This window comes from Streptomyces sp. NPDC048278, assembly GCF_040652195.1.
Lineage (GTDB): Bacteria > Actinomycetota > Actinomycetes > Streptomycetales > Streptomycetaceae > Streptomyces.
Window position 1 is genome coordinate 483,609 of the sequence record NZ_JBEZLP010000001.1, and the last position, 25,882, is coordinate 509,490.

27 protein-coding genes and 1 tRNA gene are annotated in these 25,882 nt (G+C 73.0%); 8 read left to right on the plus strand and 20 right to left on the minus strand.

The window, feature by feature from the left end; all coding sequences use genetic code 11:
• Positions 1-9 precede the first annotated feature (9 nt).
• From AB0D74_RS02210 to AB0D74_RS02220, 3 genes are all read right to left on the minus strand, one after another.
• On the minus strand, positions 10-2,130 hold the full coding sequence (locus AB0D74_RS02210) for a glycoside hydrolase family 27 protein (RefSeq protein WP_362579401.1): 2,121 nt from the start codon (positions 2,128-2,130) through the stop codon (positions 10-12).
• Between the two features lie 137 nt (positions 2,131-2,267).
• Positions 2,268-2,978 (minus strand): YoaK family protein, encoded by a 711-nt coding sequence (locus AB0D74_RS02215; RefSeq protein ID WP_362579404.1) that lies wholly within the window; start codon positions 2,976-2,978, stop codon positions 2,268-2,270.
• Between the two features lie 91 nt (positions 2,979-3,069).
• Positions 3,070-3,585, minus strand: coding sequence for an SRPBCC domain-containing protein (locus AB0D74_RS02220; protein ID WP_362579407.1), 516 nt, complete (start codon positions 3,583-3,585; stop codon positions 3,070-3,072).
• Between the two features lie 162 nt (positions 3,586-3,747).
• Between AB0D74_RS02220 and AB0D74_RS02225 the strand changes: the two genes are divergently transcribed.
• Positions 3,748-4,677, plus strand: coding sequence for a LysR family transcriptional regulator (locus tag AB0D74_RS02225; protein ID WP_362580148.1), 930 nt, complete (start codon positions 3,748-3,750; stop codon positions 4,675-4,677).
• Between the two features lie 21 nt (positions 4,678-4,698).
• Here AB0D74_RS02225 and AB0D74_RS02230 read toward each other — a convergent pair whose 3' ends face one another.
• Positions 4,699-5,190, minus strand: coding sequence for a CGNR zinc finger domain-containing protein (locus AB0D74_RS02230; RefSeq protein WP_362579410.1), 492 nt, complete (start codon positions 5,188-5,190; stop codon positions 4,699-4,701).
• A 64-nt stretch (positions 5,191-5,254) separates the two neighbouring features.
• Here AB0D74_RS02230 and AB0D74_RS02235 point away from each other — a divergent pair, with 64 nt between their 5' ends.
• Complete coding sequence (locus AB0D74_RS02235) at positions 5,255-5,944, plus strand: hypothetical protein (RefSeq protein WP_362579412.1); 690 nt, start codon at positions 5,255-5,257, stop codon at positions 5,942-5,944.
• Positions 5,945-5,950: 6 nt separating this feature from the next.
• Here AB0D74_RS02235 and AB0D74_RS02240 read toward each other — a convergent pair whose 3' ends face one another.
• The 8 genes from AB0D74_RS02240 to AB0D74_RS02275 all read right to left on the minus strand — a co-directional run bounded on the left by AB0D74_RS02240 (position 5,951) and on the right by AB0D74_RS02275 (position 16,260).
• A complete protein-coding gene (locus AB0D74_RS02240; RefSeq protein WP_362579415.1) occupies positions 5,951-8,446 on the minus strand; it encodes a transglycosylase domain-containing protein in 2,496 nt (831 codons plus the stop codon).
• Between the two features lie 200 nt (positions 8,447-8,646).
• Complete coding sequence (locus AB0D74_RS02245) at positions 8,647-9,315, minus strand: response regulator transcription factor (RefSeq protein WP_362579418.1); 669 nt, start codon at positions 9,313-9,315, stop codon at positions 8,647-8,649.
• On the minus strand, positions 9,312-10,619 hold the full coding sequence (locus AB0D74_RS02250) for a sensor histidine kinase (RefSeq protein WP_362580150.1): 1,308 nt from the start codon (positions 10,617-10,619) through the stop codon (positions 9,312-9,314). The genes AB0D74_RS02245 and AB0D74_RS02250 overlap by 4 nt, the downstream gene beginning before the upstream one ends.
• Before the next feature lie 28 nt (positions 10,620-10,647).
• Positions 10,648-11,487, minus strand: coding sequence for an ABC transporter permease (locus AB0D74_RS02255; protein WP_362579421.1), 840 nt, complete (start codon positions 11,485-11,487; stop codon positions 10,648-10,650).
• Entirely contained in the window at positions 11,484-12,431 is a 948-nt protein-coding gene (locus AB0D74_RS02260; RefSeq protein ID WP_362579424.1) for an ATP-binding cassette domain-containing protein, read from the minus strand. Before AB0D74_RS02260 ends, AB0D74_RS02255 begins: the two co-directional genes overlap by 4 nt.
• A 275-nt stretch (positions 12,432-12,706) precedes the next feature.
• Complete coding sequence (locus AB0D74_RS02265) at positions 12,707-13,651, minus strand: fumarylacetoacetate hydrolase family protein (protein ID WP_362579427.1); 945 nt, start codon at positions 13,649-13,651, stop codon at positions 12,707-12,709.
• Positions 13,648-15,246: an MFS transporter gene (locus AB0D74_RS02270; RefSeq protein ID WP_362579430.1), complete on the minus strand. Its 1,599-nt coding sequence runs from the start codon at positions 15,244-15,246 to the stop codon at positions 13,648-13,650. Before AB0D74_RS02270 ends, AB0D74_RS02265 begins: the two co-directional genes overlap by 4 nt.
• A 75-nt stretch (positions 15,247-15,321) precedes the next feature.
• On the minus strand, positions 15,322-16,260 hold the full coding sequence (locus AB0D74_RS02275; RefSeq protein ID WP_362579433.1) for an MBL fold metallo-hydrolase: 939 nt from the start codon (positions 16,258-16,260) through the stop codon (positions 15,322-15,324).
• Positions 16,261-16,400: 140 nt separating this feature from the next.
• Between AB0D74_RS02275 and AB0D74_RS02280 the strand changes: the two genes are divergently transcribed.
• Positions 16,401-17,048, plus strand: a complete 648-nt coding sequence (locus AB0D74_RS02280) for a TetR/AcrR family transcriptional regulator (protein ID WP_362579436.1) — start codon at positions 16,401-16,403, stop codon at positions 17,046-17,048.
• Positions 17,049-17,239: 191 nt separating this feature from the next.
• Here AB0D74_RS02280 and AB0D74_RS02285 read toward each other — a convergent pair.
• A tRNA-Pro gene (locus AB0D74_RS02285) sits at positions 17,240-17,313 on the minus strand.
• Between the two features lie 107 nt (positions 17,314-17,420).
• On the opposite strand from AB0D74_RS02285, the gene AB0D74_RS02290 reads away from it, so the two are divergent.
• Complete coding sequence (locus AB0D74_RS02290) at positions 17,421-17,930, plus strand: DUF309 domain-containing protein (protein ID WP_362579439.1); 510 nt, start codon at positions 17,421-17,423, stop codon at positions 17,928-17,930.
• Between the two features lie 45 nt (positions 17,931-17,975).
• Positions 17,976-18,758, plus strand: coding sequence for a precorrin-6A synthase (deacetylating) (gene cobF / locus AB0D74_RS02295; protein WP_362579442.1), 783 nt, complete (start codon positions 17,976-17,978; stop codon positions 18,756-18,758).
• 38 nt (positions 18,759-18,796) lie between these two features.
• Here cobF and AB0D74_RS02300 read toward each other — a convergent pair whose 3' ends face one another.
• The 6 genes from AB0D74_RS02300 to AB0D74_RS02325 all read right to left on the minus strand — a co-directional run bounded on the left by AB0D74_RS02300 (position 18,797) and on the right by AB0D74_RS02325 (position 22,232).
• Positions 18,797-19,543 carry a cobalt-precorrin-6A reductase gene (locus tag AB0D74_RS02300; protein WP_362579444.1) on the minus strand — a complete coding sequence of 249 codons (747 nt, stop codon included), beginning with the start codon at positions 19,541-19,543 and terminating at the stop codon, positions 18,797-18,799.
• Between the two features lie 109 nt (positions 19,544-19,652).
• Positions 19,653-19,775 carry a type B 50S ribosomal protein L36 gene (ykgO, locus tag AB0D74_RS02305; protein WP_046728129.1) on the minus strand — a complete coding sequence of 41 codons (123 nt, stop codon included), beginning with the start codon at positions 19,773-19,775 and terminating at the stop codon, positions 19,653-19,655.
• A 34-nt stretch (positions 19,776-19,809) separates the two neighbouring features.
• The gene (locus AB0D74_RS02310; protein WP_362579449.1) at positions 19,810-20,070 is read right to left on the minus strand and encodes a type B 50S ribosomal protein L31; all 261 of its coding nucleotides are present in this window, start codon (positions 20,068-20,070) and stop codon (positions 19,810-19,812) included.
• Positions 20,071-20,112: 42 nt separating this feature from the next.
• Positions 20,113-20,277, minus strand: coding sequence for a 50S ribosomal protein L33 (gene rpmG / locus AB0D74_RS02315; protein WP_046728127.1), 165 nt, complete (start codon positions 20,275-20,277; stop codon positions 20,113-20,115).
• 104 nt (positions 20,278-20,381) lie between these two features.
• Positions 20,382-21,155 (minus strand): sulfite exporter TauE/SafE family protein, encoded by a 774-nt coding sequence (locus AB0D74_RS02320; protein ID WP_362579452.1) that lies wholly within the window; start codon positions 21,153-21,155, stop codon positions 20,382-20,384.
• Positions 21,156-21,290: 135 nt separating this feature from the next.
• Positions 21,291-22,232: a LysR family transcriptional regulator gene (locus AB0D74_RS02325; protein ID WP_362579455.1), complete on the minus strand. Its 942-nt coding sequence runs from the start codon at positions 22,230-22,232 to the stop codon at positions 21,291-21,293.
• Positions 22,233-22,303: 71 nt separating this feature from the next.
• Here AB0D74_RS02325 and AB0D74_RS02330 point away from each other — a divergent pair, with 71 nt between their 5' ends.
• Entirely contained in the window at positions 22,304-23,191 is an 888-nt protein-coding gene (locus AB0D74_RS02330; protein WP_362579458.1) for an SDR family NAD(P)-dependent oxidoreductase, read from the plus strand.
• Here AB0D74_RS02330 and AB0D74_RS02335 read toward each other — a convergent pair.
• Entirely contained in the window at positions 23,181-23,336 is a 156-nt protein-coding gene (locus AB0D74_RS02335) for a hypothetical protein (protein WP_362579461.1), read from the minus strand. The genes AB0D74_RS02330 and AB0D74_RS02335 overlap by 11 nt on opposite strands.
• Between AB0D74_RS02335 and AB0D74_RS02340 the strand changes: the two genes are divergently transcribed.
• Together AB0D74_RS02340 and AB0D74_RS02345 are read left to right on the plus strand one after the other, a co-directional pair.
• A complete protein-coding gene (locus tag AB0D74_RS02340; protein ID WP_362579464.1) occupies positions 23,330-24,733 on the plus strand; it encodes a glutamine synthetase family protein in 1,404 nt (467 codons plus the stop codon). The two genes, AB0D74_RS02335 and AB0D74_RS02340, sit on opposite strands and share 7 nt — an antisense overlap.
• A complete protein-coding gene (locus AB0D74_RS02345; protein ID WP_362580152.1) occupies positions 24,730-25,875 on the plus strand; it encodes an amidohydrolase family protein in 1,146 nt (381 codons plus the stop codon). The genes AB0D74_RS02340 and AB0D74_RS02345 overlap by 4 nt, the downstream gene beginning before the upstream one ends.
• Positions 25,876-25,882 lie beyond the last annotated feature (7 nt).

The window sequence follows — 25,882 nt, forward strand, 5'->3', positions numbered from 1 at the left end:
AATCCTCGTTCAGTTGAATCGGGTCCGGTACACGTGGCCGTCGACTCCGCGGAAGGCCGCGTCCACGGCTCCGTCCGGGGCGGCGACCGCGCCGAGCGCGCCGTCGAACGCGGCGCTCGGGAACTCCTGCCGTTTGCTCCAGCCCTGCCAGGCGCCGTCGGCGTACCGCTGCTGCCAGAGCGTGTAGTCCGCGGCCCGCGCGTACAGCAGCACCGTGTCCCCGGTGGCGACCAGCGTCGGGCTGCCGCTGACGGTCCCGCCGAGCGAGGTCCAGTCGGACCACTCCCCCGCCGTGTCCCGGGTCCGCGTCCACACGTCGTCCGCGGCACTGCGCACGGCGACGTGGACGCGCCCCTGAGCATCGACGACGGCGGACGGGCGGCCGTAGACCTGCTTGCCCCCAGGTTCGCCGAGCGAGGACCAGCCGGTCGCCGGGCCGCGCTGCACGACCGTGCCGTCGGCGCCGCGTGCGAACAGCGTCCAGTGCGCGGGGTCGGTGAGGGCGACGGACGGTGCGTCGGTCAACTCCCCGCCCAGGGACTGCCATTGCCCCCAGCGGCCGTCGGCGTGGACCCGCCGGTAGGCCCGCGAGTCGGCGCCGCGCACGAAGACGTCGATCCGGCCGCCTGCGGAGGCGTACACGGCGGGCTGGCCGAGGATCTTCCCCTGCACGGGACCGCCGAGGTCCCGCGTCCGCCCACCGGTGTTCTGCACGAGCGAGCCGTGGGGCCCCCGGAAGAACGTGGAGCCGTCGCCGGCCACGGCCGGGCTCGCGGTGGCCGTGACGCCCAGGTCGGTCCCCGGCAGGGCGTCGGCGCCGGTCAGCCTGAGGAAGGCGGTGCCGTGCGCGGGGACCTCGACGGTGTACGACCCCGTGTGGGTACCCCGGTCGGCACGCGCCCGCAGGTCGCGGACGCGGACCGGGCCGCCGAGACCGGTGTCGGCGAACTGCACGGTGCGCTCGGCCGGTTGGTCCGAGCGGTTGAGCAGGACGACCGCGCGCTGCCCGTGCCCGTGCAGGACCTTGCTGTAGACGTCGCCGGTCGGGTCGGTCGCCACCCGTACGCCCTGGACGGCGAGGGGGTCCTGGTCGACGGCGATGATCTCGGGGTTGCGGAGCGTGCCGAGCATCGCGTCGGACAGCGTGCGCGGGTCGGAGCCCAGCATCAGCGGCGAGCCCATCTCGGCCCACATCACGAACTGGGTGGTGGACTCCTCCTGGGTGAGCTCGTACGTCCCGTCGGTCATCCTCCGCATGGGGATGAGGTAGTCGGGGTCGTTGTAGTGGCCGGGGCCCTGCGCCTCGGGGTGCCAGGCGTTGGCGTCCATGTTGCGCAGGATGTCGGGCCACTCGCCGGGGCTGGGGGTGCCCCAGGCGATGTCGGTGCCGGTGCGCCAGGAGTCGGCGATCGCCGGGGCGTAGACGTAGGTGTTGTGGGCGTCCTGCTCGGGGGTGTGCGGCAGGCCCCAGTCGTCGGTGAGCGGGTTGCAGAGGTTCAGCAGCATCCTGCGGCCGGACTTGGCGACCGCGTCGCTGAACTCCTTGTAGGCGGGCCCGGGATCGAGTTTCGCGCCGATCCCGCAGAGGAAGTCGACCTTGATGGCGTCGATCTTCCAGCTCGCGAACTGCCGTGCGTCCTGGTCGTAGTACCCGCGGCTGCCGAGGCCGCAGCTCCGGCCGCCGTCGTAGGCGCCGGCGTCGGTGTAGATGCCGGCCCGGAGTCCGCGGTCGTGCAGGTAGGTGACGAGGGCGGGGATGCCGGAGGGGAAGCGGTCCGGGTTGGCCGTCAACCGGCCCCGGGCGTCCCGGGGGTTGTCGGCCTGCCAGCCGCCGTCCAGCCAGACGATGTCGTAGCCGGCGTCCCGCAGACCGCTGCTGACGAGTCTGTCGGCGACGGCGCGCACCTCCTTCTCGGTGGGTGCGCCGAGCCCGTAGTAGGTGTTCCAGCCCATGTAGGGCGTCGGCGCGAGGCCGCTGTCGTAGCCGGTGGGTGCGCCTTGGTCGACTGCCGTCCGTGCGACGGCGTCGGGGGTCACGGTGGCGGCCAGGACCACCGCGACGGCTGCCGCGAGGGCGGGCCTGGTGAACCGGTGGTGCCGGGGTCCGGCTGCGGGCGGGTGCGAAGTCACTTGCGTCTCCCGGGGGTTGGGAAGCAGGAGAACGAGACGCGGGCCGCTCTGCCGGAGCGGGACCACGTCGTCACGGCGACGACTGTGGCCCGTGGCCGAAACCGTGTCAAGATTAATTACTAATTTACTAGAACCCCTCACTCCCTCCCGGGAGTGCGTGCGGCCAGGAGGGCGCACGCCACGAGTACCGGCGGGAGCGCTCCGGCCCAGCCCGGCGAGGTCCGCAGGACCGCCGCGCAGGCTCCCGCGCCCGCGATCAGGGCCGCCAGCCGGACGGGCACCCAGCGGTTCGGGCGGCCCGCTCCCACGCCCTTGACGATGTACGTGGCCAGCGTGCCGGTCAGATAGGTGGTCGGCGCCGCGGCCCGGCCGGCCGCCACCATGGCCCCCGACTGGATGCCCATCGCGAGCGCGGCGCCGAACTGGAGGACGTCCCGGGCCGCCCGCCCCGGCGCTCCGCCCAGGGCGGCCCACACCACCGCACCCACGGCCAGCAGGAGCGCCTCGCCGACGAGACAGCGGAGCACCGGCCGCGGCCAGTGCGTGACGGTTCCCTCGTGTCCGCGGGTGAACCGGGCGGTTCCGGCCGCACCCAGCCCGAACCCCGCGAGCGCCAGCACCGCCGCGGTCACGCCCGCGCCCTGGGCGCGGCCGGCCGCCATCCCGAGCAGAGCCAGGTTGCTGGTCATGACCCCGGCGAAGACATGGTCGAGCGCGGTGAAGGAGATGGTCTCCACCGCCCCGGAGGCCGCCACCAGAAGCGCGACGGCGACGCGCAGGGCGGTCCCCGGTTCGGCCGCCGGCTCCCCGGGGGTCTCTGGCGTTCGCCCGCCCGGCACGTCACTCACAGTCCCCGAGCGTAACGTGAGGTGAGGGTCGCTCCCGGTTCCGGCGGACCGGACCACGCGTGCGGACCGGACTGCCCGGAGGCGGCGCGGACTACTCGGAGGCGGCGCGGACCAGGCCGTCCAGCCAGGCCTGGTGGCCGTTGAGCATGGGGTTCGGACGCTCGCTCGCCAGGGCCGCGGCGGGTGCGCCGATCTGCGTCTCCTGGGTGAGGATGCGCACCCGGCCGCCCGGCAGGTCCTCGACCAGCCAGGCGTGCAGCACGTCCAGCCGCTCCTGCGGCCCGCCGTCCTGCTTCGCCGTCCAGGACAGCCGGCCCGGGACGCCCTCGGCCGGCGCCCGGAACTCGACGACCAGGGCGTCGAGGGGCGGGAAGCCGAAGGTACCGAAGCCGAAGACCCGGCCGTCCGCGAGTTCGGGACCGTCGCCCTGCGGGAAACCGATGTCGGCGACGTTGTCGTAGTACCCCTCCCACTCGGAGGTGTCGGTCAGGTAGTGCCAGACCCGGTCCGCCGTGACGCCCTGGACGATCACCTCGTTGGAGACGAAGTTGTCGCCGGTGCCGGGGAGGTACTTCTCGGGCCAGTTGATCGCGTTCTGCGTGGTCATGGGGGTGTCCTCACGGTGGAGTGCGCTGTCGGGACATCGACCGTAGGCCCGCCCACCATCGGAGTACCAATAGGAGCACCGATCTCTGCCATCGGAACTCCGATGCCGGTTCCGGATACGATGGCTGCCGTGAAGAAGCGGACCCCCGTCCCCCTCGACGCCGTGGCCGGCCCCGGCGGACAGCTCCCGGCGCATGCCGACCTGAACCTGCTGCGCACCTTCCTGGCCGTCTACCGCGCCGGCACCTTCACCGCGGCGGCGCCCGCGCTCGGACTCTCCCAGCCCACGGTGACCGCGCAGATCCGCACGCTGGAGCAGCAGACCGGCCGCGAGCTGTTCACCCGGCTGCCCCGCGGCGTGCGGCCCACCGCCCTGGCCCACGAGCTGGCCGCACGGATCGCGAGCCCCCTCGACGCGCTCGCCGGCCTGGAACGCGGTTCCGGGGCCGACCACGCCACGCCCGTGCGCCTCGCCGGCCCGTCGGAGCTGCTGTGCGTACGCGTCCTGCCGGCCCTGGCGCCCCTGGTCGCGGACGGCATCCAGCTCCGGGTCGCCCAGGGACTGCCCGAGCCGCTCCTTGAGGAGTTGCGGACGGGCCGTCACGACCTGGTCGTCGCCACCCGACGGCCACGCGGGCGCGCCCTGGAGTCCGTGCCGCTCACCGACGAGGAGTACCTGCTCGTCGCCGCTCCCGTCTGGGCCGGGCGGATCGCCGCGCAGGCACCGCCGGACGACCCGTGCGGCCTGCCCGCCGCCCTGCGCGCGGTCCCCCTGGTCACCTACGCCGACGACCTGCCGATCCTGCGCCGCTACTGGCGGACCGTCTTCGGCAAGCAGCTCACCACGCGCGCCGCGGTCACCGTGCCCAACCTCTACGCGGTGCTCTCCGCGGTCGGCGCCGGGGCGGGCGTCAGCGTGCTGCCCCGCTCCCTGTGCCAGGACCACCTCGACTCCGGCCGCCTGACCCTCCTGCACGAGCCGGAGGAACCGCCGCTGAACACCCTCTTCCTCGTCCAGCGCCCCGGCACCGAGGCCAACCCCGCCGTACTCCGGGTGCGCGACACCCTCCGGCGCGCGGCGAGCGCCTGGTAGCCGGGGCCGTTCACCGCCCGCTCAGGTGTTCTTCGCCGCCCGGGCCCGATGGGCCGCGACCGTCGTCCGGCTCGCGCACGCGTTGGAGCAGAACCTGCGGGTCCGGTTCCGTGACTGGTCCACGAAGTAGTTTCCGCACCCGGCCGCTGCGCACCGTCCGAGCGTCACCGCCGGATCCCCCGCCACCACCAGGGCGAGCTGGGCGGCGATCAGCTGTCCGACCCAGCGCCCGGCCGGGGTGCCGTTGCGGCTGAAGTGGATGTGCCAGCCGCCGGAATCGTCGTGGTCGGAGAGGTGCATCTCCGGCGGGTAGTCGCGCAGCAGACGGTGCACGGCATCCGGGGCGGCACCGTCGACCGACTGCGCCAGGGCCGTGCGCACGAGGTCGGGCAGCTCGCCGTAGTCGCCGTCCGGCGGCGGAGTCACCTCGTGCTCGGCGAAGAACGCGGCGACGAGTTCGCCGTGCCGATCGAGGGTCCCGGTGTTGGCCAGTTCGACGGCCAACCGCGTCACGTTCCCAATGTAGTCACCGTACTGCACTTGACCACCTACTTCGCCGCTTCCTAATGTAGGCGCCATGATAGCTGATGACACCTACACGGCCCGCCGACTGCTGCTCCTCGGGGAGTGGGACGCCGCGCTCGCCGTCCTGGGCCCGGACGCCGACCCCGAGTTGCGCGCGGAGATCGCCGTCGACCGCTGGTTCTTTCGGATCGACGGTCACGAGGAGGCCGAGAAGGCGGTCGCGGCGCTCGATCCCGCTTCGCCGACCGCACACCTGCTCGCGGCGCGGCTGGCCTACAGCCGCCTGCCGTTCCGGTACGACCCCCGCGCCGACGACCGCGCCGCGGCCGAGGCCGGCTACCGCGCGGCGGCCGGGAGCGGCGACGAGAGGACGCGGGGCTGGGCCGAATACCACCTGGCCGTCCTGCTGGACAACATCGACGAGGACCCGGCCGGCGCCCTCCCGCGCTACGAGACGGCTCTCGGGATCGCGGCGAAGTACGGCGACGGCTACTTCGAGTCCTACATCATCCGACACCTCGCGCCGCACAAGGAGCCCGCCGAGCGGATCGCGATGCTGCGCCGCTCGCTCCACCTGCGGGCCGCGCTCGGCGCCCGGCCGCAGACCGTCGCCGCGCAGGCTCTCCTCGCCGAGAACCTGCCCGAGGACGATCCCGAGCGCGCCGAACTCATGCGGACGTTCCGCCCGGGTGCCGAAGAACTGCGCATCGGGTGGCTCCTGCCGGGGAACCGACCGGCCTGACGCGGTTCAGGGGCCGCCGCGGGTGCCGGTCGTGGCCGGTGTGCCGGTTGTCGGTGAGGGGGAGGTGCTGCCGCCGGTCGTGCCGCCGAGCAGCCCGCCGCCGGTGGTTCCGGCGGTGGTGTCGGTCGGGCTCGGGCTCGCGCAGTGCCTCCGGTGCCGGTGGCAGGGTGCGGTGGTGTGGTTCGGGGTGGTGGCCGGTGCGGTCGGGGTGGCCGCGGGCGCGCTCTGGACCGCGGAGGCGGTGGGGGTCGGAGTGGGCGAGGGCGCGCCGTTCTCGTCCGTGCCCTGACCCAGCTCGGGCGCGGGTGGGAACTGCTGGACGGGTTGCCCCTGGAGGGCCGCGGTCATGTAGCGGGTCCACACCTCGGTGGGCATGTCGGCGCCGAAGACCTTGGCGTAGCCGCCGACGCCCTGCATGGACTGCAGGCCGGCGTTCTTCGGGTCCTCCTTGAACATGCTCACGGCCGTGGTCAGTTGCGGGGTGTAGCCGATGAACCAGGCGGACTTGTAGTCGTCGGTCGTACCGGTCTTGCCGGCCACCGGGCGGCCCAGGGCCTGGGCGTTGGTACCGGTGCCGTACTTCACGACGTCCCGCAGGACGTCGGTGACGGTGTCGGCGGTCGACGCGGGCATGGCCGAGGTGCCCTTCGGGCTGCCGAACCCGGGCAGCTCCCGGCCGTCGGCGACGACCTTGGTGACCGAGTACGGCTCGTGCTGGATCCCGCCGTCGTCGAAGGTGGCGTACGCGTCCGCCATGCGGATCGCCGACGGGGTGGACGTGCCGATGTAGAAGCCGGGAGTGTCGTACTGAAGGCTCGTGCGCAGGAGCCCCGCCTTCAGGGCCTCGCCCTCCACGTCGTCGTAGCCGACGTACTCGCCGAGCTGGACGTAGGGCGTGTTGACCGACTGCTCCATCGCCTTGCGCAGGGTGATGTAACCCCACTTCGTGGTCACGTCGTTGCGCTGGTGCAGGAGCCCCGTGGGGTCGTTCGAGTCCGGAAGCTCCTGGCCCTGCTGGTTCCGGATGGTGATGCCGTCGTCGCCGTCGAACTTCGAGGCCGGGGTGATCGGTGAGGCCGGCTGCCCGGGAGAGAGGACGGCGCCGTGGTCGAGAGCTGCGGCCAGGTCGATGGGCTTGAAGGTGGAGCCGACCGGCACACCGGTCGCGTCCGCGTTGTCCGTCCAGTGCCCCTTGTTCCAGCCGGCCCCGCCGTACAGCGCCACGATCGCGCCGGTGGACGGGCTGATCGACGCCGCGCCGACCTGGACGTCCTTGTCGGCCGAGCGGTGCTGCGGGTCGAGGTGCCGGTGCTCCATCGCGGCGACGGACGCCGCCAGCGCGTTCACCTTCTTCCGGTCGAAGGTGGTGTGGATCTGGTAGCCGCCGCGCCCCAGCTGCTGGTCCGTGAGGGAGGTGTGGGCTTCGACGTACTTCGCCGCGGCCTGCACCAGGTAGCCGGTCTGCCCGGACATCCCCGCCGACGACGTGTACGGCTTGGGCGTGGGGAACCCCGACGCCAGGTAGCGCTGCTCCTGGGCGTCGGTGATCTGGTGGATCTTGACCATCCGGTCCAGCACGTACTTCCAGCGCGCCTTGGCCTGGGCCCTGGCCGCCGGATCGGTGTCGGCGTGCGTCAGCAGGCTCGGCTCGTTGACCGTGGCGGCGATGAAGGCACCCTGGCTGACGTTCAGCTGGAAGGCGTGCACGTGGTAGTAGGTGCGGGCCGCGGCCTCGATCCCGTAGGCGTCCCGGCCGTAGTAGCAGGTGTTGAGGTAGCCCTGGAGTATCTCCTGCTTGGACATCTGCCCGCCGATCTTCAGCGAGATCATGATCTCCCTGAGCTTGCGGGTGACCGACTGGTCCTGGGTGAGGTAGGTGTTCTTCACGAACTGCTGGGTGATGGTGGACCCCGACTGCACCTCGCCGCCCGTGGCCATGTGGTAGACGGCGCGGAGCATGCCCTGCGTGTCGACGCCCGGATCGGAGTAGAAGGTGGCGTTCTCGGCGGCGAGGAAGTCCCACTGGACCGGTCTCGGGACCTGCGCGAGATCGACGTTCTGCCGGTTGGTCGACCCCTGGGTGGCCATCACCGAGCCGTCCGACCAGTAGTAGGTGTTGCTCTGCGCCTGCGTACTGGGGTTCGCACCGGGGATCGTCGTCGTGGCGTAGGCGTAGCCGAACAGGCCCACCAGGCTGCCGGTGAACAGGAGGAAGGTGCCGGACACCAGCTTCCACGAGGGCAGCCACCGCCGGAAGCCGCGCCTGCCCGCCCGCGGGTAGTCGATCAGGCGGCGCCGGCCGGAGCGTCCGGCGTCCGTACGCCGCGTGCCCCCGGCACGGCGGGCGGGCCCGCCCCCGGCCCGGGCGGCCCTGCGTGCCGCGGCCCGGCCGCCGTACGGCACGCCGTCGGAGCCGCGCGGCACACCGTCGGAGCCGGTCACACCGTCGGGGCTGGACGCCGGCGCGGTCCGCCCCGGCGATCGGCGCCGGTGTTCGCTCATTCTCTCCACTCCTCGGTCCAGGACACGGCCCCGCCGTCACCGCGAGACCGCCCGTAGGGTGCCACGTCACCCATCGCCGGGCCGACCTCGGGGCCGACCTCGGGGCCGGATCCTCCTACAGCCCGTAGGAGGACATCACACCCTACGAAATGTAGGGTGAGAGGAGGGTAAGAGGAGGTCCGTCGGCCTGCACCGGGGCGTCAGCCCGCACCGGGGCGGGCGATGCCCTGGTCGTAGGCGAAGATCACGGCCTGGACGCGGTCCCGGGCGCCGATCTTGGCCAGGACACGGCCGACGTGCGTCTTCACCGTGGACTCGGCCACGACGAACCGGGCGGCGATCTCGCCGTTGGTCCACCCCTTGCCGATGGCGACGAGGATCTCACGCTCGCGTTCGGTGAGGGCGGCCAGCCGGGGATCCTCGCCCGGGTCGCCCCTCCGGGCGGGCACGTGCCGGGCGTACTCGTCCAGGATCCGGCGGGTGAGGGCCGGCGCGATCACCGCGTCGCCCCCGGCGACCGCGCGGATCCCGGCGAGGAGTTCGTCGGGGCGCGCGTCCTTGAGCAGGAAGCCGCTGGCCCCGGCCCGCAGGGCGGCGTGCACGTACTCGTCGACGTCGAAGGTGGTCAGCACGAGGACCCGGGAGCGTCCCCCGGCCTCGGCGATCCGGCGGGTCGCCTCGATGCCGTCCATACCGGGCATCCGTACGTCCATCAGCACGACGTCCGGACGCAGCTCGGCGGTCCTGCGGACGGCCTCGGAGCCGTTCGCGGCCTCGCCGACCACCTCCGTCTCGGGCATGGAGTCGAGCAGCACCCGGAAGCCGTAGCGCTGCAGCTGCTGGTCGTCGACGACGAGCACCGTGGTCACCGGGTGCCTCCTCGCGGTGTCAGGTCGAGGGCGGCCTCGACGGTCCATCCCCCGTCGGCCGCCGGTCCGGCGCTCACGGTCCCTCCGTACAGTGCCGCCCGTTCGCGCATGCCCACCAGTCCGTGTCCCTCCTCGTTCCATGGTCCGGGGTGTCCGGCCGGCCCGTTGTCGCGGATCCGGACGACGAGCCGGTCCTCCCCGACGACGACCGCCAGGTTCACCCGGGTGCCGGCGCCGGCGTGCTTCAGGGTGTTGGTCAGGGCTTCCTGGACGATGCGGTAGACCGTCAGCTGCATTCCGCGGTCCAGGGCGTCCACCTCGCCGACGGTCCGGTAGACGATCTCCAGTCCCGCGGTGCGGACGCCGTCGCACAGCGACTCGATGTCCGCGAGGCCCGGCTGCGGGCTGAGCTCGGGCGCCTGCCTGGCGCCGTCCGACGCCTCGCGCAGCACGCCGAGCACCCGGCGCAGCTCGCCGAGGGCCGTGCGGCCGGTGTCGCCGATGAGCTGGAGCGCCTCCTTGCCGCGTTCGGGAGCCCTGTCGGTGGCGTACGCGCCCGCGTCGGCGAGGGTGATGATGACGGACAGGTTGTGGCCGACGATGTCGTGCATCTCCCGGGCCACCCGGGCGCGTTCCGTGGCGGTCGCGAGTCTGATGCGCTGGTCGCGTTCCGTCTCCAGCCGCGCCGCCCGCTCCCGCAGCCCGGCGAGCTGTGCCCGCCGGGTCCGCACCATCAGGCCGACGGCCAGGGCCGCGGTCGCGGTGCTCAGCAGGAAGAACAGGGCGTCCCAGACGGACACGGCCGGCGAGACCCGCACCGCGACCAGCACCATGCCCGCCGCCATGACCGCGCAGGCCCACGGCAGCCGACGCAGCCGCCCGTGCAGGGCCAGGCTGTACAGGGCGACGAACAGGGCGACGTCCGCGCGCAGCGCCGCGTTCAGCGACCACTGCAGGACGAAGACCGCGGCGACGGCGACGAAGGCCGCCATGGGCCGGCGGCGCCGCCACAGCAGCGGCAGCACCAGCCCGGCCTGCAGGGCCAGGACGGCCGCCAGGGGGAGCTCGGTGAAGGCGAACTGGAACCTGTGCCGGCCATCCCCGTCGTCGTCCCGGTACCCCGCGCCGCCGTGGTGCAGCAGGTCCGGCAGGCAGAACATCAGGAAGACCAGCGCCGCCACCGCGGTGTCCAGCACCCACGGATGGGCGCGGTCCGCGTGCCGCAGCCGCTGGCCGGCCCGGGCGAGCCGGGCGGCCAGCGGTCCGGTTCCGCCGATGTCCGCGGCGGAGGTGGTCGTCGTCAAGGTGGTCACCTGCCCATGGTGCAGGCCGTCAGACGTCGCTGCGCACCAGCCGGTACGCGGCGCCCGCCAGCGCCAGCGCCGTCCAGCCGAGGAAGACCAGCAGCCCGGCGCCCGGCGAGAGCGTGGTCGAGTCGTGGGTCAGGGCGAACATCGACTCGCCCGCATTGCTCGGCAGGTAGGGGCTGATGTTGTCCTGCCAGGAGCTGGGCAGCAGGGAGATCAGGCCCGGGACCAGCATGAGGGAGGCGACCAGGACCGAGATCCCGCCGGCCACCGACCGCAGCAGCGCGCCCAGCGCCGTGCCGATGACGCCGACCAGGCCGAGGTAGAGCCCGGCGCCCAGCAGGCTCCGTACGACGCCGGCGTGCGAGAGGCCCATGGCCGCGGCCGTGCCCGACACGATCCGGCTGCCGAACAGGAAAGCGACGAACGCACCCACCGTTGCCACCACCAGCGCGACCAGCCCGAACACCGCGGCCTTGGACCACAGCACGGGCAGCCGGCGCGGTACGGCGGTGAGCGTGGAGCGGATCATTCCGGTGGAGTACTCGCCCGCCGTGACCAGCACGCCGAGCACGCCGAGGGCGAGCTGGGCGAAGTTGGTGCCGAAGAGGGACAGGCTCACGGCCGTCGACGTGGCGAAGTCCGGGTCCCGGTGCGGGGAGCCGACGCCGGACTTGTAGTGGTTCGCGGCGATGAGCCCGAAGGCGACGAGGAAGACCAGGCCGAGGCCCAGGGTGATCCAGGTCGAGCGCAGCGACCACAGCTTGGCCCACTCCGAGGCGAGCACGCGCCGGCCGGTCACCCGGTAGGCGGGGCGGGCCGGGGCTTGCCGGGGCGCCTCGACGGGCGCGGTGAGGGTGCTCATGCCGCGCTCCCCTCGGTCACGCGGGTCTCGATGCCGGCCGTCGTGCCGTGGTACTCCACGGCATCCCTGGTCAGGTTCATGAACGCCTCCTCCAACGACACCGTCCGCGCGGTCAGTTCGAACAGCGCGATCCCTTGCTCGGCCGCCTTCAGGCCGATCTCCCGGGCACCGACCCCGGTCACCTGGAGCTCCTCGGAGCCGGCCCGGCCCGTGATCTCCACGCCCGGAGCGGCCAGTACCTCGCGCAGCCGGGCCGGGTCCTGCGTGGCCACGTGCACCGTGTCGCCGCCCGCCTCCCGGACGAGGTCCGCCACGGTGGTGTCGGCCAGCAGCCGCCCGCGCCCGACGATGATCAGGTGGTCCGCGACCAGGGCCATCTCGCTCATCAGGTGCGAGGACACGAACACGGTCCGGCCCTCCTCGGCGAGGGCCTTCAGCAGGTTGCGGATCCAGAGCACGCCCTCCGGGTCGAGCCCGTTGACCGGCTCGTCCAGCATCACCGTCTGCGGGTCGCCCAGCAGCGCCGCCGCGATGCCGAGCCGCTGCCCCATGCCGAGGGAGAACGCACCGGCCCGCTTCCTCGCCACGCTGCCGAGGCCGGCCAGTTCGATCACCTCGTCGACCCGGCGGCGCGGAATGCCGTGGGTCAGCGCGAGCGCCAGCAGGTGGTTGTAGGCCGAACGGCCCGGGTGGATCGACTTCGCCTCCAGCAGCGCCCCCACCTCCTGCAGCGGTGCCTGGTGGCGGGCGTACTGCTGCCCGTTGACCGTCACCGACCCGCTGCTCGGGGCGTCGAGGCCGACGATCATGCGCATGGTCGTGGACTTCCCCGCGCCGTTGGGCCCCAGAAAGCCGGTCACCGTGCCGGGCTTCACGGCGAAGTCCAGCCCGTCGACGGCCGTCTTCTCGCCGTACCTCTTGGTCAGCTGCTGTGCGTCGATCATGCGCGTCTCTTCCTGTGAGAACCGGCGCCCGTCGGTCGCCCCTGACGCCTCACAGGAAACGCTAGGAGGCGAAACGCCCCGATTCGGTGGTACCGCGGACTGATCCACGCCCGCCGGGTGGTACCGCGGTACTACGTGCCGCTACACCTTCGGGAAGACCGGGTCCCCTCCAGCCGGGCCCGTCCGAGGACCTGGCCCGTGACGGCGGCGCCGCTCAGGGGGCGAAGCCTGAACGGGCCGCCCTGCCGAGCCCTGCCGGACCGGGCGCCCGGCGTTCACCCCCTGCGCCGGGCGCTGGGCAGGGAAATCGGTGGGACGCCCTCGGTGACGGTGTTGCTGACGGCGCCGATGCCTTCGACCGTCATGGTGACGGTGTCGCCGACGACCAGCGGCGGCGGTTCGAAAACATGGTTGCGGCCCCAGAGTTCGGCGAGGCAGCCTCCGTTGCCGCAGGTGCCCGAGCCCAGGACGTCACCCGGCCGGATCCAGGTGCCGCGGGAGGCGTAGGCCGCCATCTCCTCGAACGTCCACGCCATGTTGGACAGCCGGTCCTGCCCCACCAGCTCGCTGTTGACGTACACGGTCAGAGCGAGGTCGAGGAAGCCCTCGGCGTCGCGGTGGGGTTCGAGTTCGTCGGCGGTGACCAGCCAGGGGCCGAGCGTGGTGGCGGTGTCCTTGCCCTTGGCGGGCCCGAGTTTGACCTTCATCTCGCGGCCTTGCAGGTCGCGGGCGGACCAGTCGTTGAGGATCGTGTAACCGATGATGTGTTCGCGTGCCTGCTCGGGGGTGAGGTCCCGGCCGGCCTTGCCGATGACGGCGGCCACTTCGAGTTCGAAGTCGAAGCGCAGGGAACCTGGCGGTACGGGGACGTCGTCGTGGGCACCGATCATCGCGTACGGGTTGGTGAAGTAGAACGCGGGCGCGGCGTACCACTCCTCGGGAACCGTGTCGCCGTATCCCTGCGCGACGCCCGCGACATGGCTCTCGAAGGTCATGTAGTCACGGACGGTGGTCGGTTCGAGCGGCGGCAGCAGCCGGACGTCGGCCAGCGTCACGGGCAGGGAGCCGGCCAGCGCACGTTCTCCCGCCTCGCGCAGCGACTCCTCCCCTTCCAGCATGAGATCGAGCAGGCCGACGGGGTGATCGAAGGGGTGGAACCGGCCGTCGGCGGCGACGCCGGACTTCCGTTTCCCGTCGTGGACGACGCTCGCGAACTTCACGCCACGCTCTCCTTGCTCTCGACCGGCCCGGTGCCACCGGACCGGAAGCCGACGAAGACGGCGGCGATCAGGGCGGCGACCGCGCACGCGGCGGCGGTGAGCAGCAGGGCGTTGTTGTAGCCGTGGGCCAGGGCGTCCGAGGTGAACGGCCTGAGCTTGGCGCTGAGCGGGCCGAGGTCGGCGGTGTGCAGGGCCAGGGGGCCGCCCGCGTCCAGGACGGCGTCGGCGATGCCGTGCTCCTTGGGGGTGAGTCCCGCGTCGGCGAGGCCGCCGGTGAGCCGGCTCGCGGCCATGCCGAGGGCGACGGCTCCGACGACGGCCGGGCCGAGGGTCTGGCCGAGGTCGCGGACCAGGCTGGTGGTGGCGCCGGCCATGCCGGTCAGGCCCGGCGGTACGACATTGACGGCGGCGGCGGTGATGGCGGCGACGACCAGGCCGAAGCCCACGCCGTTGAGGACCAACGGGCCCAGCAGGGGGAGCAGGCCGGTCTCGTGGACCGGCACGGCCCGCAGCCACAGCTGGGCGGTGGCCAGCGAGACGAAGCCGGTGACGAGCATGGGGCCGGGGCCGACGCGGTGCAGCAGGCGGACGAGCAGCGGCCAGATGAACGGGGTGATGCCCTGGATGACCACGAAGGGGACCGCGGCCTGGAAGGGGCTCTGGTGCTGGATGACCCCCAGGCGGATGCTCAGGTCGTAGGCGCCGCCGAGGAAGCCGAACATGCCGATCACCGCCATCGCGGCCGAGGCGGCGAAGGCCCGGATGCGGAAGAGTTCCAGCCGGAGCATCGGAGCGGCGCTGCGGTTCTCCACCACGACGAACGCGGCGAGGAAGACGACGAAGCCGGCGAAGGACAGCACGATCGGCGCCGAGCCCCAGCCGTCGGAAGGGCCCTGGACGATGCCGTACAGCAGGGAGAGCATGGCCAGGGCGATGGTGATCTGACCGGGCCAGTCCAGCGAGCGGCCCTCCGGAGCGGTGGACTCGGCCGCCAGCAGCCAGGCGGCGCCCGCGGTGACGACGGCGATCACGCCGGTGACGCCGAAGGCCCACTGGAAGGAGGCGTGTTCGACGATGCCGCCGGACAGGAGCGGGGCGATGAGGGCGCCCAGGGACAGAGCCGTGGTCCAGGAGGCCAGCCCCTTGGCCCGCTCGGCCGGTGTGGTGGTGACGGCGGTGATCATCGTCAGGGAGGCGGGGAAGAGGGCGGCGGCTCCGATGCCGGAGATCGCCTGCCCGGTGATCAGCTGGGCCGCGGAGCCGGCGGTGGCGGAGACCAGGTAGCCGATCGCGGCCAGCAGCGACGCGCCCACCACCAGCTTCTTACGGCCGTACAGGTCGCCCACGACACCGAAGGTCAGGGCGAGCACCGCGGCCGGCACCAGGAAGGCGTCGCTGATCCAGGTCAGTTCGGAGCCGGAGGCCTGGAGGGAACGCTGTATGACGCCGTTGATCGCGGCGGGCAGCACCAGGCCGATCTGCGCGAGGCAGACGGCCAGGCAGCCCGCCAGGATGGCGCCTGTGTGCCGTTGCGGAGTGGCGAGGGCGATGCCGGACGAGTCGGTCGGTGGGTCGTAGGCAGGTGTGGCGACCATGACTTCTCCTTTGAAGATCGGCGGAAACACATACCGGGGACGGGGGACGGGGGACGGGGAAGAACTGCGTGACCGTCAGGAACCGGTGCACAGCTCGGCCATGCAGCCGAACAGTCCGGGGCCGTCGAGCGGGGGCAGTTCCGGGTCGAGCTCCCGGTAGACGGTGTGGACGTTGACGGCCAGGCGTTCGCTCTCGGCCAGCTCCGCGAAGCGGCCGAGCCGGATGTCGCGCGCGGCGTCCATGACGGGCATCCCGGCGGCGAAGCGGGCGGTGGCCTGCTCGTGGACGTGTACGAGGTACTCGCGGATCTCGCGGACGGCCTGTTTGGTGGTGACCGGTCCATGGCCCGGCACGATCGTGTCGGCGTCGAGAGCGAGCAGGAGGTCGCACGCGGCGAGCCAGCGGGCGAAGGGGCCGTGCCAGACGATCGGCGTGGCGCGGGCGAAGACGATGTCACCGGTGTAGACGACCCCGGCCCGCGGCACGTGGACGATCGTGTCCCCGGCGCTGTGCGCGGGGCCGACGTCGACGAGGCGGACCTCCGTACCGCCGACGTCCAGGACCGCCTCGCCGTCGAAGACCCGGCTCGGCAGCACCGGTTCGATACCGGAGTAGTCGAAGCGGCCGAAGGCGCGGCGGGCGAAGTGTCCCGCGGCATTGTCCATCCCGGTCAGCGCCCGCATCTCGGCCGGGCCCACCTGTCGCATGTCCGCCACCGACCCACGGGCCGCGACGATCTCGGCGTGGGCCACGAGCTGGTTGCCGAACCAGTGGTCGCCGTTGCCGTGCGTGTTGACCACGGTGGTGATCGGCGCGGTGGCCGTGACCGGTGCCAGCGCGTCCAGCATGAGCCTGGTCAGCCGCAGGTCGTAGAGGGTGTCGACGAGCAGTGAAGCGCCCCGGCCGGTGATCAGCCCCGCGTTGCTCATGCCCCAGCCTCCGGCGTCCGCCGTCCAGGCGTGGCAGCCGCCGCCGAGCGCGATCCGGCCCGTGCGGGGGGTCACGGAAGCCATGGCATCTCCTTGTCGCGTTTCACAGCCAGCGTCGCGAGACTCCAGTACATTTTTGGACTGGAGTCCATCAGTGGCGAGGAATCTAGAGAGATACCGGGGAGAGGTCAAGAGCCATGCGGACCTGTGCTCTACTGAGGCCCATGAACATCAGGTCTGCGGCAGCCGGCGACGAGGCCGGTGCGGCGGTCGGACGTCAGGAGCGCAAGCGCCGCAAGCTGTACGACCAGCTGTACGACACGGCTGTCGGCCTCTTCGTCACCCACGGGTTCGAAGCGACCACCATGGACCAGATCGCCGAGGCCGCCGACGTGGCCCGTGCCACCGTCTTCAACCACTATGCGCAGAAGGTCGGCTTCCTGGAGGAATGGGGCGTCCGCCGCCGCGCCCGGGTCGCCGAGATCCTCGGCGCGGAGCACGCGGAGAACCTGCCGGTCGACGACCGCCTGCACCGCTACCTGAAGGAGATGGCCGACCTCAACACCGCATCCCGCGCGGAGACCACCGTCCTGATGGACGCCTCGGCGCGCTACGGCCGTCTGCTCCAGGACCCGTCCCTGGAGGTGGAGCTCACCAGGATCGTCGAAGAGGGGCGCCGCCGGGGGGAGATCAGGACGGGCGTCGACAGCGACCAGGCCGGAGCGCTCCTGGCCGCCTGCTACTTCTCGACGGTCCTGCGCTGGATCCGTGCGGAACCGGCCCCCTTCGACCTCCACCAGCGTCTCCGCGGCGCACTCGACATCATCCTGCGCGGGCTCCTGGCCAACTGCGGGGACTCCAGCGCGCCCTGACAGCGGTTGGGCAGCACATGTCGGGCGCTGCCCCTGGTCGAAAGCCCGCCCGCGGTGCGGGAACACACGGGCCCGCTTGACACGGCTCCCCGACACCCGCCGGACCCGGTCAGGGGCACCGGTCCCCAGGAACGATCAAGGGCCGGTTTCGGATGCCTCCGAAACCGGCCCTGACCTGCGACTGTCTCCAGTCGGGACGACAGGATTTGAACCTGCGACCCCTTGACCCCCAGTCAAGTGCGCTACCAAGCTGCGCCACGTCCCGGTGCGTTTCCCCGCGGTGACCCGCGTGATCGCGCGAACAGCACCTTACCCCACGTTCCCGGGCGGGCAGAAAGAGGGCGGGTGCGGTGGGGAGGGACAATCGGTCGTATGGAAGACGCGGGGACAGGGGCACGGGACCGGGACGCCGAGGGGCGGGCGCGCAGCGCACGGCCGCGGGACGGGCTGGGGCGACCGCTGCCGTACGGCGAGACGGGCGTCGAGCGGCAGCCCGAGGGGGTCGTGCGGACTCCGCAGGAGACGGTCGCCGAGGCGCAGGCGCTGCTGGACGCCGGGAAACCGTTCCACGCGCACGAGGTGTTCGAGGACGCCTGGAAGTCGGGGCCGGAGGCGGAGCGCACGCTGTGGCGGGGCCTGGCCCAGCTGGCCGTCGGGCTCACGCACGCGGCCCGGGGGAACGTGACCGGCGGGGCGCGGTTGCTGCGGCGCGGCGCGGGCGCGGTGGAGGAGTGGGCGGACGGGGGCGGGGGGCTACGGCCTCACGGGATCGATGTCGGCGGACTCGCGCGGTGGGCGCGGGAGCTGGCCGGGCGGGTGGAGGGCGGCGCCGGGAGCGTCGACGCGAAGGGCGAGGCACCCCGGCTGCGCGGCTCGCGGTAGCACCGGGGTGACCCGCTGTCAGTGGCATGCGGCAGACTCGGAGGGGTGCGAGAGATTCATGTCATCGGTATCGGTGCGGGCGACCCCGACCAGCTCACCCTCCAGGCGGTCCGGGCGCTGCGGAGCACCGACGTGTTCTTCCTGCTCGACAAGGGCGAGGTCAAGAGCGATCTGACCGGACTGCGCCGGGACATGCTCGACACGCACCTACCGGACGGCGGCTACCGGCTCGTCGAGGCGCGGGACCCGGAGCGCGACCGGGCCGCCGGCGGCGGGGCGTACTCACCGGCCGTCGGTGACTGGCGCAGTGCCCGAGCGGACATCTACGAGCGGCTGATCCGCGAGGAGCTGGGCGAGGACCAGACCGGCGCCTTCCTGGTGTGGGGCGATCCGTCGTTGTACGACAGCACGTTGGCGATCCTGGAGGAGGTGCTGGCCCGGGGTGCGGTGCGGTTCTCGTACGACGTGGTGCCCGGGATCAGCAGTGTCTCGGCGCTGGCGGCGCGGCACCGTACGGGGCTGAACCGAGTGGCCCGGCCGGTGCAGATCACCACCGGGCGGCGGCTCGCCGAGGGGCTGCCGGACGGGGTGGACGACGTGGTGGTGATGCTCGACGCGCACCAGGCCTTCCGCCGGTACGCGGACGAGGACATCGACATCTACTGGGGCGCCTACCTGGGCACCCCGGACGAGATCCTGGTCTCCGGTCCGATCGCCGAGGCCGGTCCGCGCATCGAGCGGCTGCGGGCCGAGGCACGCGAGCGCAAGGGCTGGATCATGGACACCTACCTGCTGCGCCGCCACCCGGAGCTCCCGAAGGAGGGTTGAGCGGCACCCGGGTGGCGTCGGCTTCGTGACGGTCGTGGTCAGGCGGGGCCGAGCCCCAGCCGTTCCAGCACGCCGGCGACGTCCGGCACGGCCGTCACGCCGGACGGCAACGGGGGCCGGCGTACGACGACCACGGGCAGCCCGAGCTCCCGTGCGGCCGTGAGTTTGGCGGCCGTGGCCGTTCCCCCGCTGTCCTTCGTGACCAGGACGTCGATCAGGTTCCCGGCCAGCAGCACACGCTCGTCGGCGACGGTGAACGGGCCGCGCGCCAACAGCACTTCGGTGTGCCGGGGCAGCGGAGGCTCGGGGGGTTCCACGGACCGCACGACGAAGTGCCGGTCCGTCAGGTGGGCGAAGGCGGACAGGCCCAGGCGTCCCGTGGTGAGGAAGACCCGGGGGCCGAAGCGGTGCAGGGCGGTCGCCGCCGCGGGCAGCGACGGGACCGGGTGCCAGCCGTCGCCCGGCTGCGGCTGCCAGCCGGGGCGGCGCAGGACGACGGAGGGGATTCCGGTGGCCCGGGCGGCTCGGACCGCGTTCGCGGTGATCGTCTCGGCGAAGGGGTGGGTGGCGTCCACCAGCGCGTCCACGCGATGCTCGCGAAGCCAGTCGCCGAGGCCGGCCGCCCCGCCGAAGCCGCCGATCCGCACCTCGCCGGCGAGCGTGCCCGGCCGTGCGACCCGGCCCGCGAGCGAGGTGGTGACACGGACCCCGGAACACCCCGACAACTCGGTGGCGAGGCGGCGGGCCTCGGCCGTACCGCCGAGGATCAGGACGTGCGGGGACATGGGGCGAGCGTACGGGGTCCTTCGCGGAGGGCGCCTCCGCGGGGACGCCGTGGCACACGACGGCCGCCCGGCGGGATCGCCGGGCGGCCGTCGTGGGACGGGACCTCCGTCAGCCCTGGCGGGCCTTGAAGCGGGGGTCCTTCTTGTTGATCACGTAGACCACGCCCCGCCGGCGGACCACCTGGGCGCCGGGCTTGGCCTTCAGTGAACGCAGGGACTTGCGGACCTTCATGGTTCTGTTCTCCTCGGGTCGGTCGCCGGGCGGGTCAGCCGCGGGCGGCGGCGGTACGGCCGTACCGGCGCTCGAAACGCTCCACCCGGCCGGCGCTGTCCAGGACCCGCGCCCTGCCGGTGTAGAAGGGGTGCGACGCGGACGAGATCTCCACGTCGATCAGCGGGTAGGTGTTGCCGTCCTCCCACTCGATCGTCCGGGACGAGTCTGCGGTGGAGCTGGTCAGGAACGCGGTGTCCGCGGCACGGTCCCGGAAGACCACGGGACGGGACGCGGGATGGATGCGGGCCTTCATGGGGTTTCCTCTCTGGGGTGGCTGGTGCGCTGCCGCTCGGCTTCAGCGCTCTTCGCGGAAGTCGACGTGCGCGCCGGCCACCGGGTCGTACTTGCGCAGGACCAGCCGGTCGGGGTCGTTCCGGCGGTTCTTGCGGGTCACGTAGGTGACACCGGTCCCGGCCGTCGACTTCAGCCTGACGACGGGACGCGCGGTACTGCGTGCCATGAGGTTCTCCCTTCGCCCACACCCGGCGTTCTTGATCCGGGCATGTCATTCACGACCTGTGCAACACCACCTCCCGCCGTCGCATTCCCGGGCCCGAGGAGTGTTCAGCGCAGCAGGAGCTGCAGGCCGCCCAGGACCGTCGCGGCGATGACCAGCTGCTCGAACAGTCGCTGGTTGATCCGGTGCACCGCCCACCTGCCGATGAGCGCGCCGGGCACGACGAACACCACGAGCGCGGCGTCCAGCAGCAGCGAGTGGCCGTCGATCAGGCCGAGGCCCGCGCTGAAGGGGACCTTGGAGAGGTTCACGATCAGGAAGAAGAACGCCGAGGTACCCAGGAAGCCGAGTTTGCGGAAGCCGGCCGACAGCAGGTACATCGACATCACCGGGCCGCCCGCGTTGGCGACCATCGTGGTGAAGCCGCCGAGCACCCCGTAGGAACCGGCCTTCGCCCGGCCCGCCCGGGTGGTGACCTCGTCCGGGTCGTCGGGGCGCTCGGCCGTGCGGCGCCGCCAGACCGTGACCCCGGCCATCAGCAGCAGGATCGCGCCGATCGAGGTCCGTACGACGCCGTCGTCGGCCCAGACCAGGAACAGCGTGCCGATCAGCACGCCGGCCGCGACCGCGGGGAACAGCCGCCACAGCGTGGGCCAGTGCGCGTGCCGCCGGTAGGTCGCCACGGCCAGCACGTCGCCCGCGATGAGCAGCGGGAGCAGGACTCCGGTGGAGGCGCGGGCCGGGAGAACCGCGGCGAAGACGGCGAGACTGACGGTGTTGGCCCCGCTGACAGCGGTCTTGGAGAAGCCGACGAGCAGGGCGGCGAATGCCAGGGCGGCGAACTCCCAGCCGGATATGTGCCAGAGCGTCATCGTGTTCATGCGGGGACCGATGCTATGTCCGGACAACCGGATGGTGTAAGTACCGTCTCGCCGATTGGCCCCGGCACCCCTGCGCGGAGGGCGCGGACCGGCCACGACGGGCCGCCCCGGCACGCACGCTCACCCGCCGGAGGCTCACCTGAGCCGGGCCGGTCCATCCGGTGCGTCCACGTCGAGTGCCGCCGCACGCAGGGCGGCGGCCACCCGGACGACCGCGTCGGCGGGTGGATGCGGCAGCCGGGCCAGCAGCTGGCGGCGCTGCTCCTGCGGCCCGCCGCGGACCGGCAGGATCCGGACCCCGGCCGGTGCCGCGGAGGCAAGGGCGGCCGGAACGGTGGTCAACCCGCAGCCGGCGGCGACGAGATGGAGCTTGGCCAGCCAGTCGCGGGCGACATGGACGATCTCCGGCCGCTCGTCCAGCCCCGGCCACACGCCCATCAGCCGGTCCTCCCCGGATGCGGAGCCGGCGATCCAGCGCTGCCCGCGCAGGTCGGCCACATCGACGAAGTCGCCGCGGGCCAGGGGGTGGCCGGCCGGCAGCGCGAGGCACAGGGCGCGCTCGGTGAGGGTCTGGAGCACCAGCGGGGGCGACTCGGCGTCCGGCGCCCGGAACGGCGGCGCCGACGCGAGCAGGGCCAGGTCGATGCTGCCGGCGCGCAGGGCACGCACCAGTGCCGGGGTGGTGCCCTCACGGCCGACGACCTCCAGGCCGGGGTCCGTCCTGCGCAGCGCGGTCAGGGCGTGCGGGACCAGTACGGCGCCCGCGGTGGGGAACCAGCCGAGGCGGACCGTGCCGCCCGCTCCGGGCAGTCCGGACAGTTCCCGCGCCGTCGCCTCGATCTCGTCGAGCACGGTCGTCGCGCGCCGCATGACGACCCGGCCGGCCGCGGTGAGCCGTACCCCGTCGCGGCGCCGCTCCAGCAGCTCCGCGCCCGCCGCGCGCTCGATCGCGGCGATCTGCCGGGACACCGCCGACTGGGTGTAGCCGAGCGAGGCCGCGGCGGCGGTGAAGGTTCCCTGTTCGGTGACCGCGCGGAAGACCCGCAGCGCGGTCAGTGACACATCGTTGAAGTCCATGACGTTCACGCATACTAGCCGTGCGTAACTTTCGTTGGACTCATGAACGCGCCGTTCCTAGCGTGGGACGCATGAACGCTTCCCGCATCGCCCTTGTCACCGGCGCCAACCAGGGGCTCGGCCGCGCCCTCGCCGAAGGCCTCGCCGCCCGGCTGGGCCCGCACGACCTGGTCCTGCTCACGGGGCGCGACCCCGCGCGGGTGACGGACGCCGCCGTCGAGGTGGCCGGGCTGCCCGGAACGCGCGCCCGCGTCGAGGGCCGGGTCCTGGACGTCACCGACGCCGACGCGATCGCCCGGCTCGCCGACGAACTCCGGTCCCGGTACGGCGGGGTGGACATCGTCGTCTCCAACGCGGTCGCCCGGGTCCTGCCCGAGGACTCGCAGTCCGAGCGGGCCGACGAGTTCATCGACGTCTCGAACACCGCCACCCACGCCGTCCTGCGCTCCTTCGGCACCGTCCTGCGCCCGGGCGGCCGGCTGCTCGTGGTGGCGAGTTCGCTCGGCACCCTCGGCCACCTCGACCAACGGCTGCACCACCTGTTCGACGGGGCCAGCCTCGACCAGGTCGAGTACGCCGTCGAGTCCTGGCGCAGCGCCGTCCACAACCGCACCGCCACCGAGGCGGGCTGGCCCGTCTGGCTGAACGTGCCCTCGAAGGTGGCCCAGGTCGCCGCCGTCCGCGCGGTCGCCGCCGAGCGCCGCGAGCAGGACCTGGCCACCGGCACCCTGGTCGCCTCGGTCTGCCCCGGCATGGTCGACACCGCCACGTCCCGCCCCTGGTTCAGCGACTTCAGCGGGGCCCAGTCCCCCGCCGAGGCCGCCCGTGCGGTGCTCGACCTGGTCTTCGCCGAGGACGTCGAGCCCGGCCTCTACGGCGAGCTGATCCGCTTCGGCAAGCCGCTGCCCTGGCACGACGGCACGCCTCCGGTGGAACAGGACCGTCTCGTCAGGCCGTGAGCGCCGGCTGCTGCGCCCGGAGCACGGGTACGAGGCCGCCGGGCGCCGACTCCCCGGCGGCGGTAGCGCAGTTCGGCGCGGTCGGCGTGAAACCCTGGCCGGGACGCGTGCAGCCGAGCCCGTCGAGGAGGACGTCGTATGCCACCCCTGGTCGACCCCGTACCCGGCGGGAGCCCCGGCGATCTCGCCCGGGCCCATGCCCTCGCCCACGAGCTGTCCGCGCAGGGCGTACGCGGGATCGTGCTGGCCTATGTGGACACCGCCGGGATCTGCAGGGTCAAGACCGTCCCCTGGCAGGGGTTGCAGCCGGCGGTGGCCTGGGGCGTCGGCATGTCCCCGGTGTTCGACACCTTCCTGGCGAACGACGCGATCGTGCGCACCGACGTGCTCGGCTCGCCCGACGGCGATCTGCGCCTCTACCCGGACCTGGACCGGCTGGTGGTGCTGGCCGGGCAGCCCGGCTGGGCCTGGGCGCCCGTCGACCGCCTCACCCAGGAGGGTGAACATCACCCCGGATGCAGCCGCACCTTCCTGCGCCGGGTCGTCGCCGACGCCCAGGACCGGCACGGCATCACCTTCAGGGCGGGGGTCGAGATCGAGTGGACGCTCGGCCGGGCCGCCGCGCCGGCCGACGAGTTCGTACCGGCCACGTCGGGTCCGGCGTACAGCGCCGCCCGGCAGATCGAGCTGAGCGACTACACCGCCGACCTGCTCGCGGCCCTGGAGAAGCAGGAGGTGCCGGTCGCCCAGCTCCATCCGGAGTACGCGCCCGGTCAGTTCGAGCTCTCCACCGGCGCCCTGGACCCGGTGGCGGCGGCCGACCAGAGCGTGCTGGTGCGGCAGACCGTGCGGGCCGTGTCGCAGAAGTACGGCCTGCGGGCCTCCTTCGCCCCGGCCGTCGCCGAGCGGGGCGTCGGCAACGGCGGCCACCTGCACCTCTCCCTGTGGCGCCACGGGGGCAACCTGCACGCCGGGGGCGACGCCCGGTACGGCATGACGCCCGCGGCGGAGTCGTTCATCGCCGGGCTGCTGACGCATCTGCCCGCGCTGACGGCGGTGACCGCACCGAGCCCGGCCAGCTATCTGCGGCTCAAGCCCGGCCAGTGGGCCGGGGTGTTCACGGCCTGGGGCCGGGAGACCCGCGAGACCGGGATCCGGGTCATCACCGGCACGGCCGGCCACCAGAGCCAGGACGCCAACCTGGAGGTCAAACCGGTCGACCTGGCCGCCAACCCGTACCTGGCCCTCGGCTGCGTCATCGCGGCCGGACTCGACGGGATCGCCTCGGCCGCGCCGCTGCCCGAGGAGGTCATCGACGACCCGGCCCGGCTGGTCCCGGACGAGGCGGTGGCCCGGGGCGTACGGCGGCTGCCGACCTCGCTCGCCCAGGCCGTCGAGGAGTTCCGCGAGGACAAGGTGCTGCGCAGCGCGCTCGGTCCGGTCCTCGCGGACGCGGTGATCGCCGTACGCGAAGGCGAGACGGCGGCCGTCGCGGGGCTCGACGACGCCGGGGTGGCGGCGGCCTACCGCTGGAAGTACTGATGCCGGGGCCGGTCCGGGAGGCCCTCGACGCGCTCCCGCTCGTCGACCACCACTGCCACGGCGCGGTCACCGCCAACCTCACCGGGCCCGGGTTCGAGTCGCTGCTGACCGAGGGCGAGGCGTGGCCGGGCGTCTCGCCGTTCGACAGCCCCGCCGGCATCGCCGTACGACGGCACTGCGCGCCCCTGCTCGACCTGGAGCGGCACGCGCCGGTGGCCGACTACCTGGCGCGCCGGGCCGAACTGGGCTGGCAGGAGGTCAACCGCCGGTTCCTGACGGCCGCCCGCACGGAGACGTTCTGCGTGGACACCGGCTACGCCCCGCACCCGCTCACCTCCCCCGCCGAACTCGCGGCGGCGGCCGGCGCGCGTGCCTACGAGGTCGTGCGGCTGGAGAGCGTCGCCGAGGCGGTGGCCGCCCGGGGCATCGACGCGGCCGACTACGCGGCTGCCTTCCGGGCGGCGGCCGAGGAGGCGGTACGGCGGCCCGGAGTGGTCGCCGTCAAGTCGGTGGCCGCCTACCGCACCGGCTTCGCCCTGGATCCGGCGCGGCCGACGTACAACGAGGTGACCCGGGCGGCGGCGCTGTGGTTCTCCGGGGGCGGCAGGCTCACCGACCCGGTGCTCATGCGCCATCTGCTGTGGACCGCCGTCGGACTCGGGCTGCCGCTCCAACTGCACGCCGGTTTCGGCGACTCGGACCTGCGGCTGCACCACGCGGACCCGGCCCTGCTCACCGACTGGCTGCGGCTGACCGTGGGCACCGTCCCCGTGCTCCTGCTGCACTGCTGGCCCTACCAGCGCCAGGCCGCCTACCTCGCCGCGGTGTTCGAGCACGTGCACCTCGACGTCGGTCTCGCCCTGCACCACGTGGGCCCGGCCCGGGCCGGGGCGGTGCTGGCGGAGGCGATGGAGATCACCCCGTTCCGCAAACTGCTGTACAGCTCGGACGCCTATGGTGTGGCCGAGTTCCACCACCTCGGCGCGCTGTCCTTCCGGCAGGGGCTGGCCGGAATGCTGCAGGCCCGGGTGGACGCCGACGAACTGAGCCCGACCGACGCGGTGCGGATCGCCGCCTGGACGGGACGTGACAACGCCCGTCGTCTCTACGGACTTCCCGCACCCGACCCCGGCCGCGACTGACCGCGCG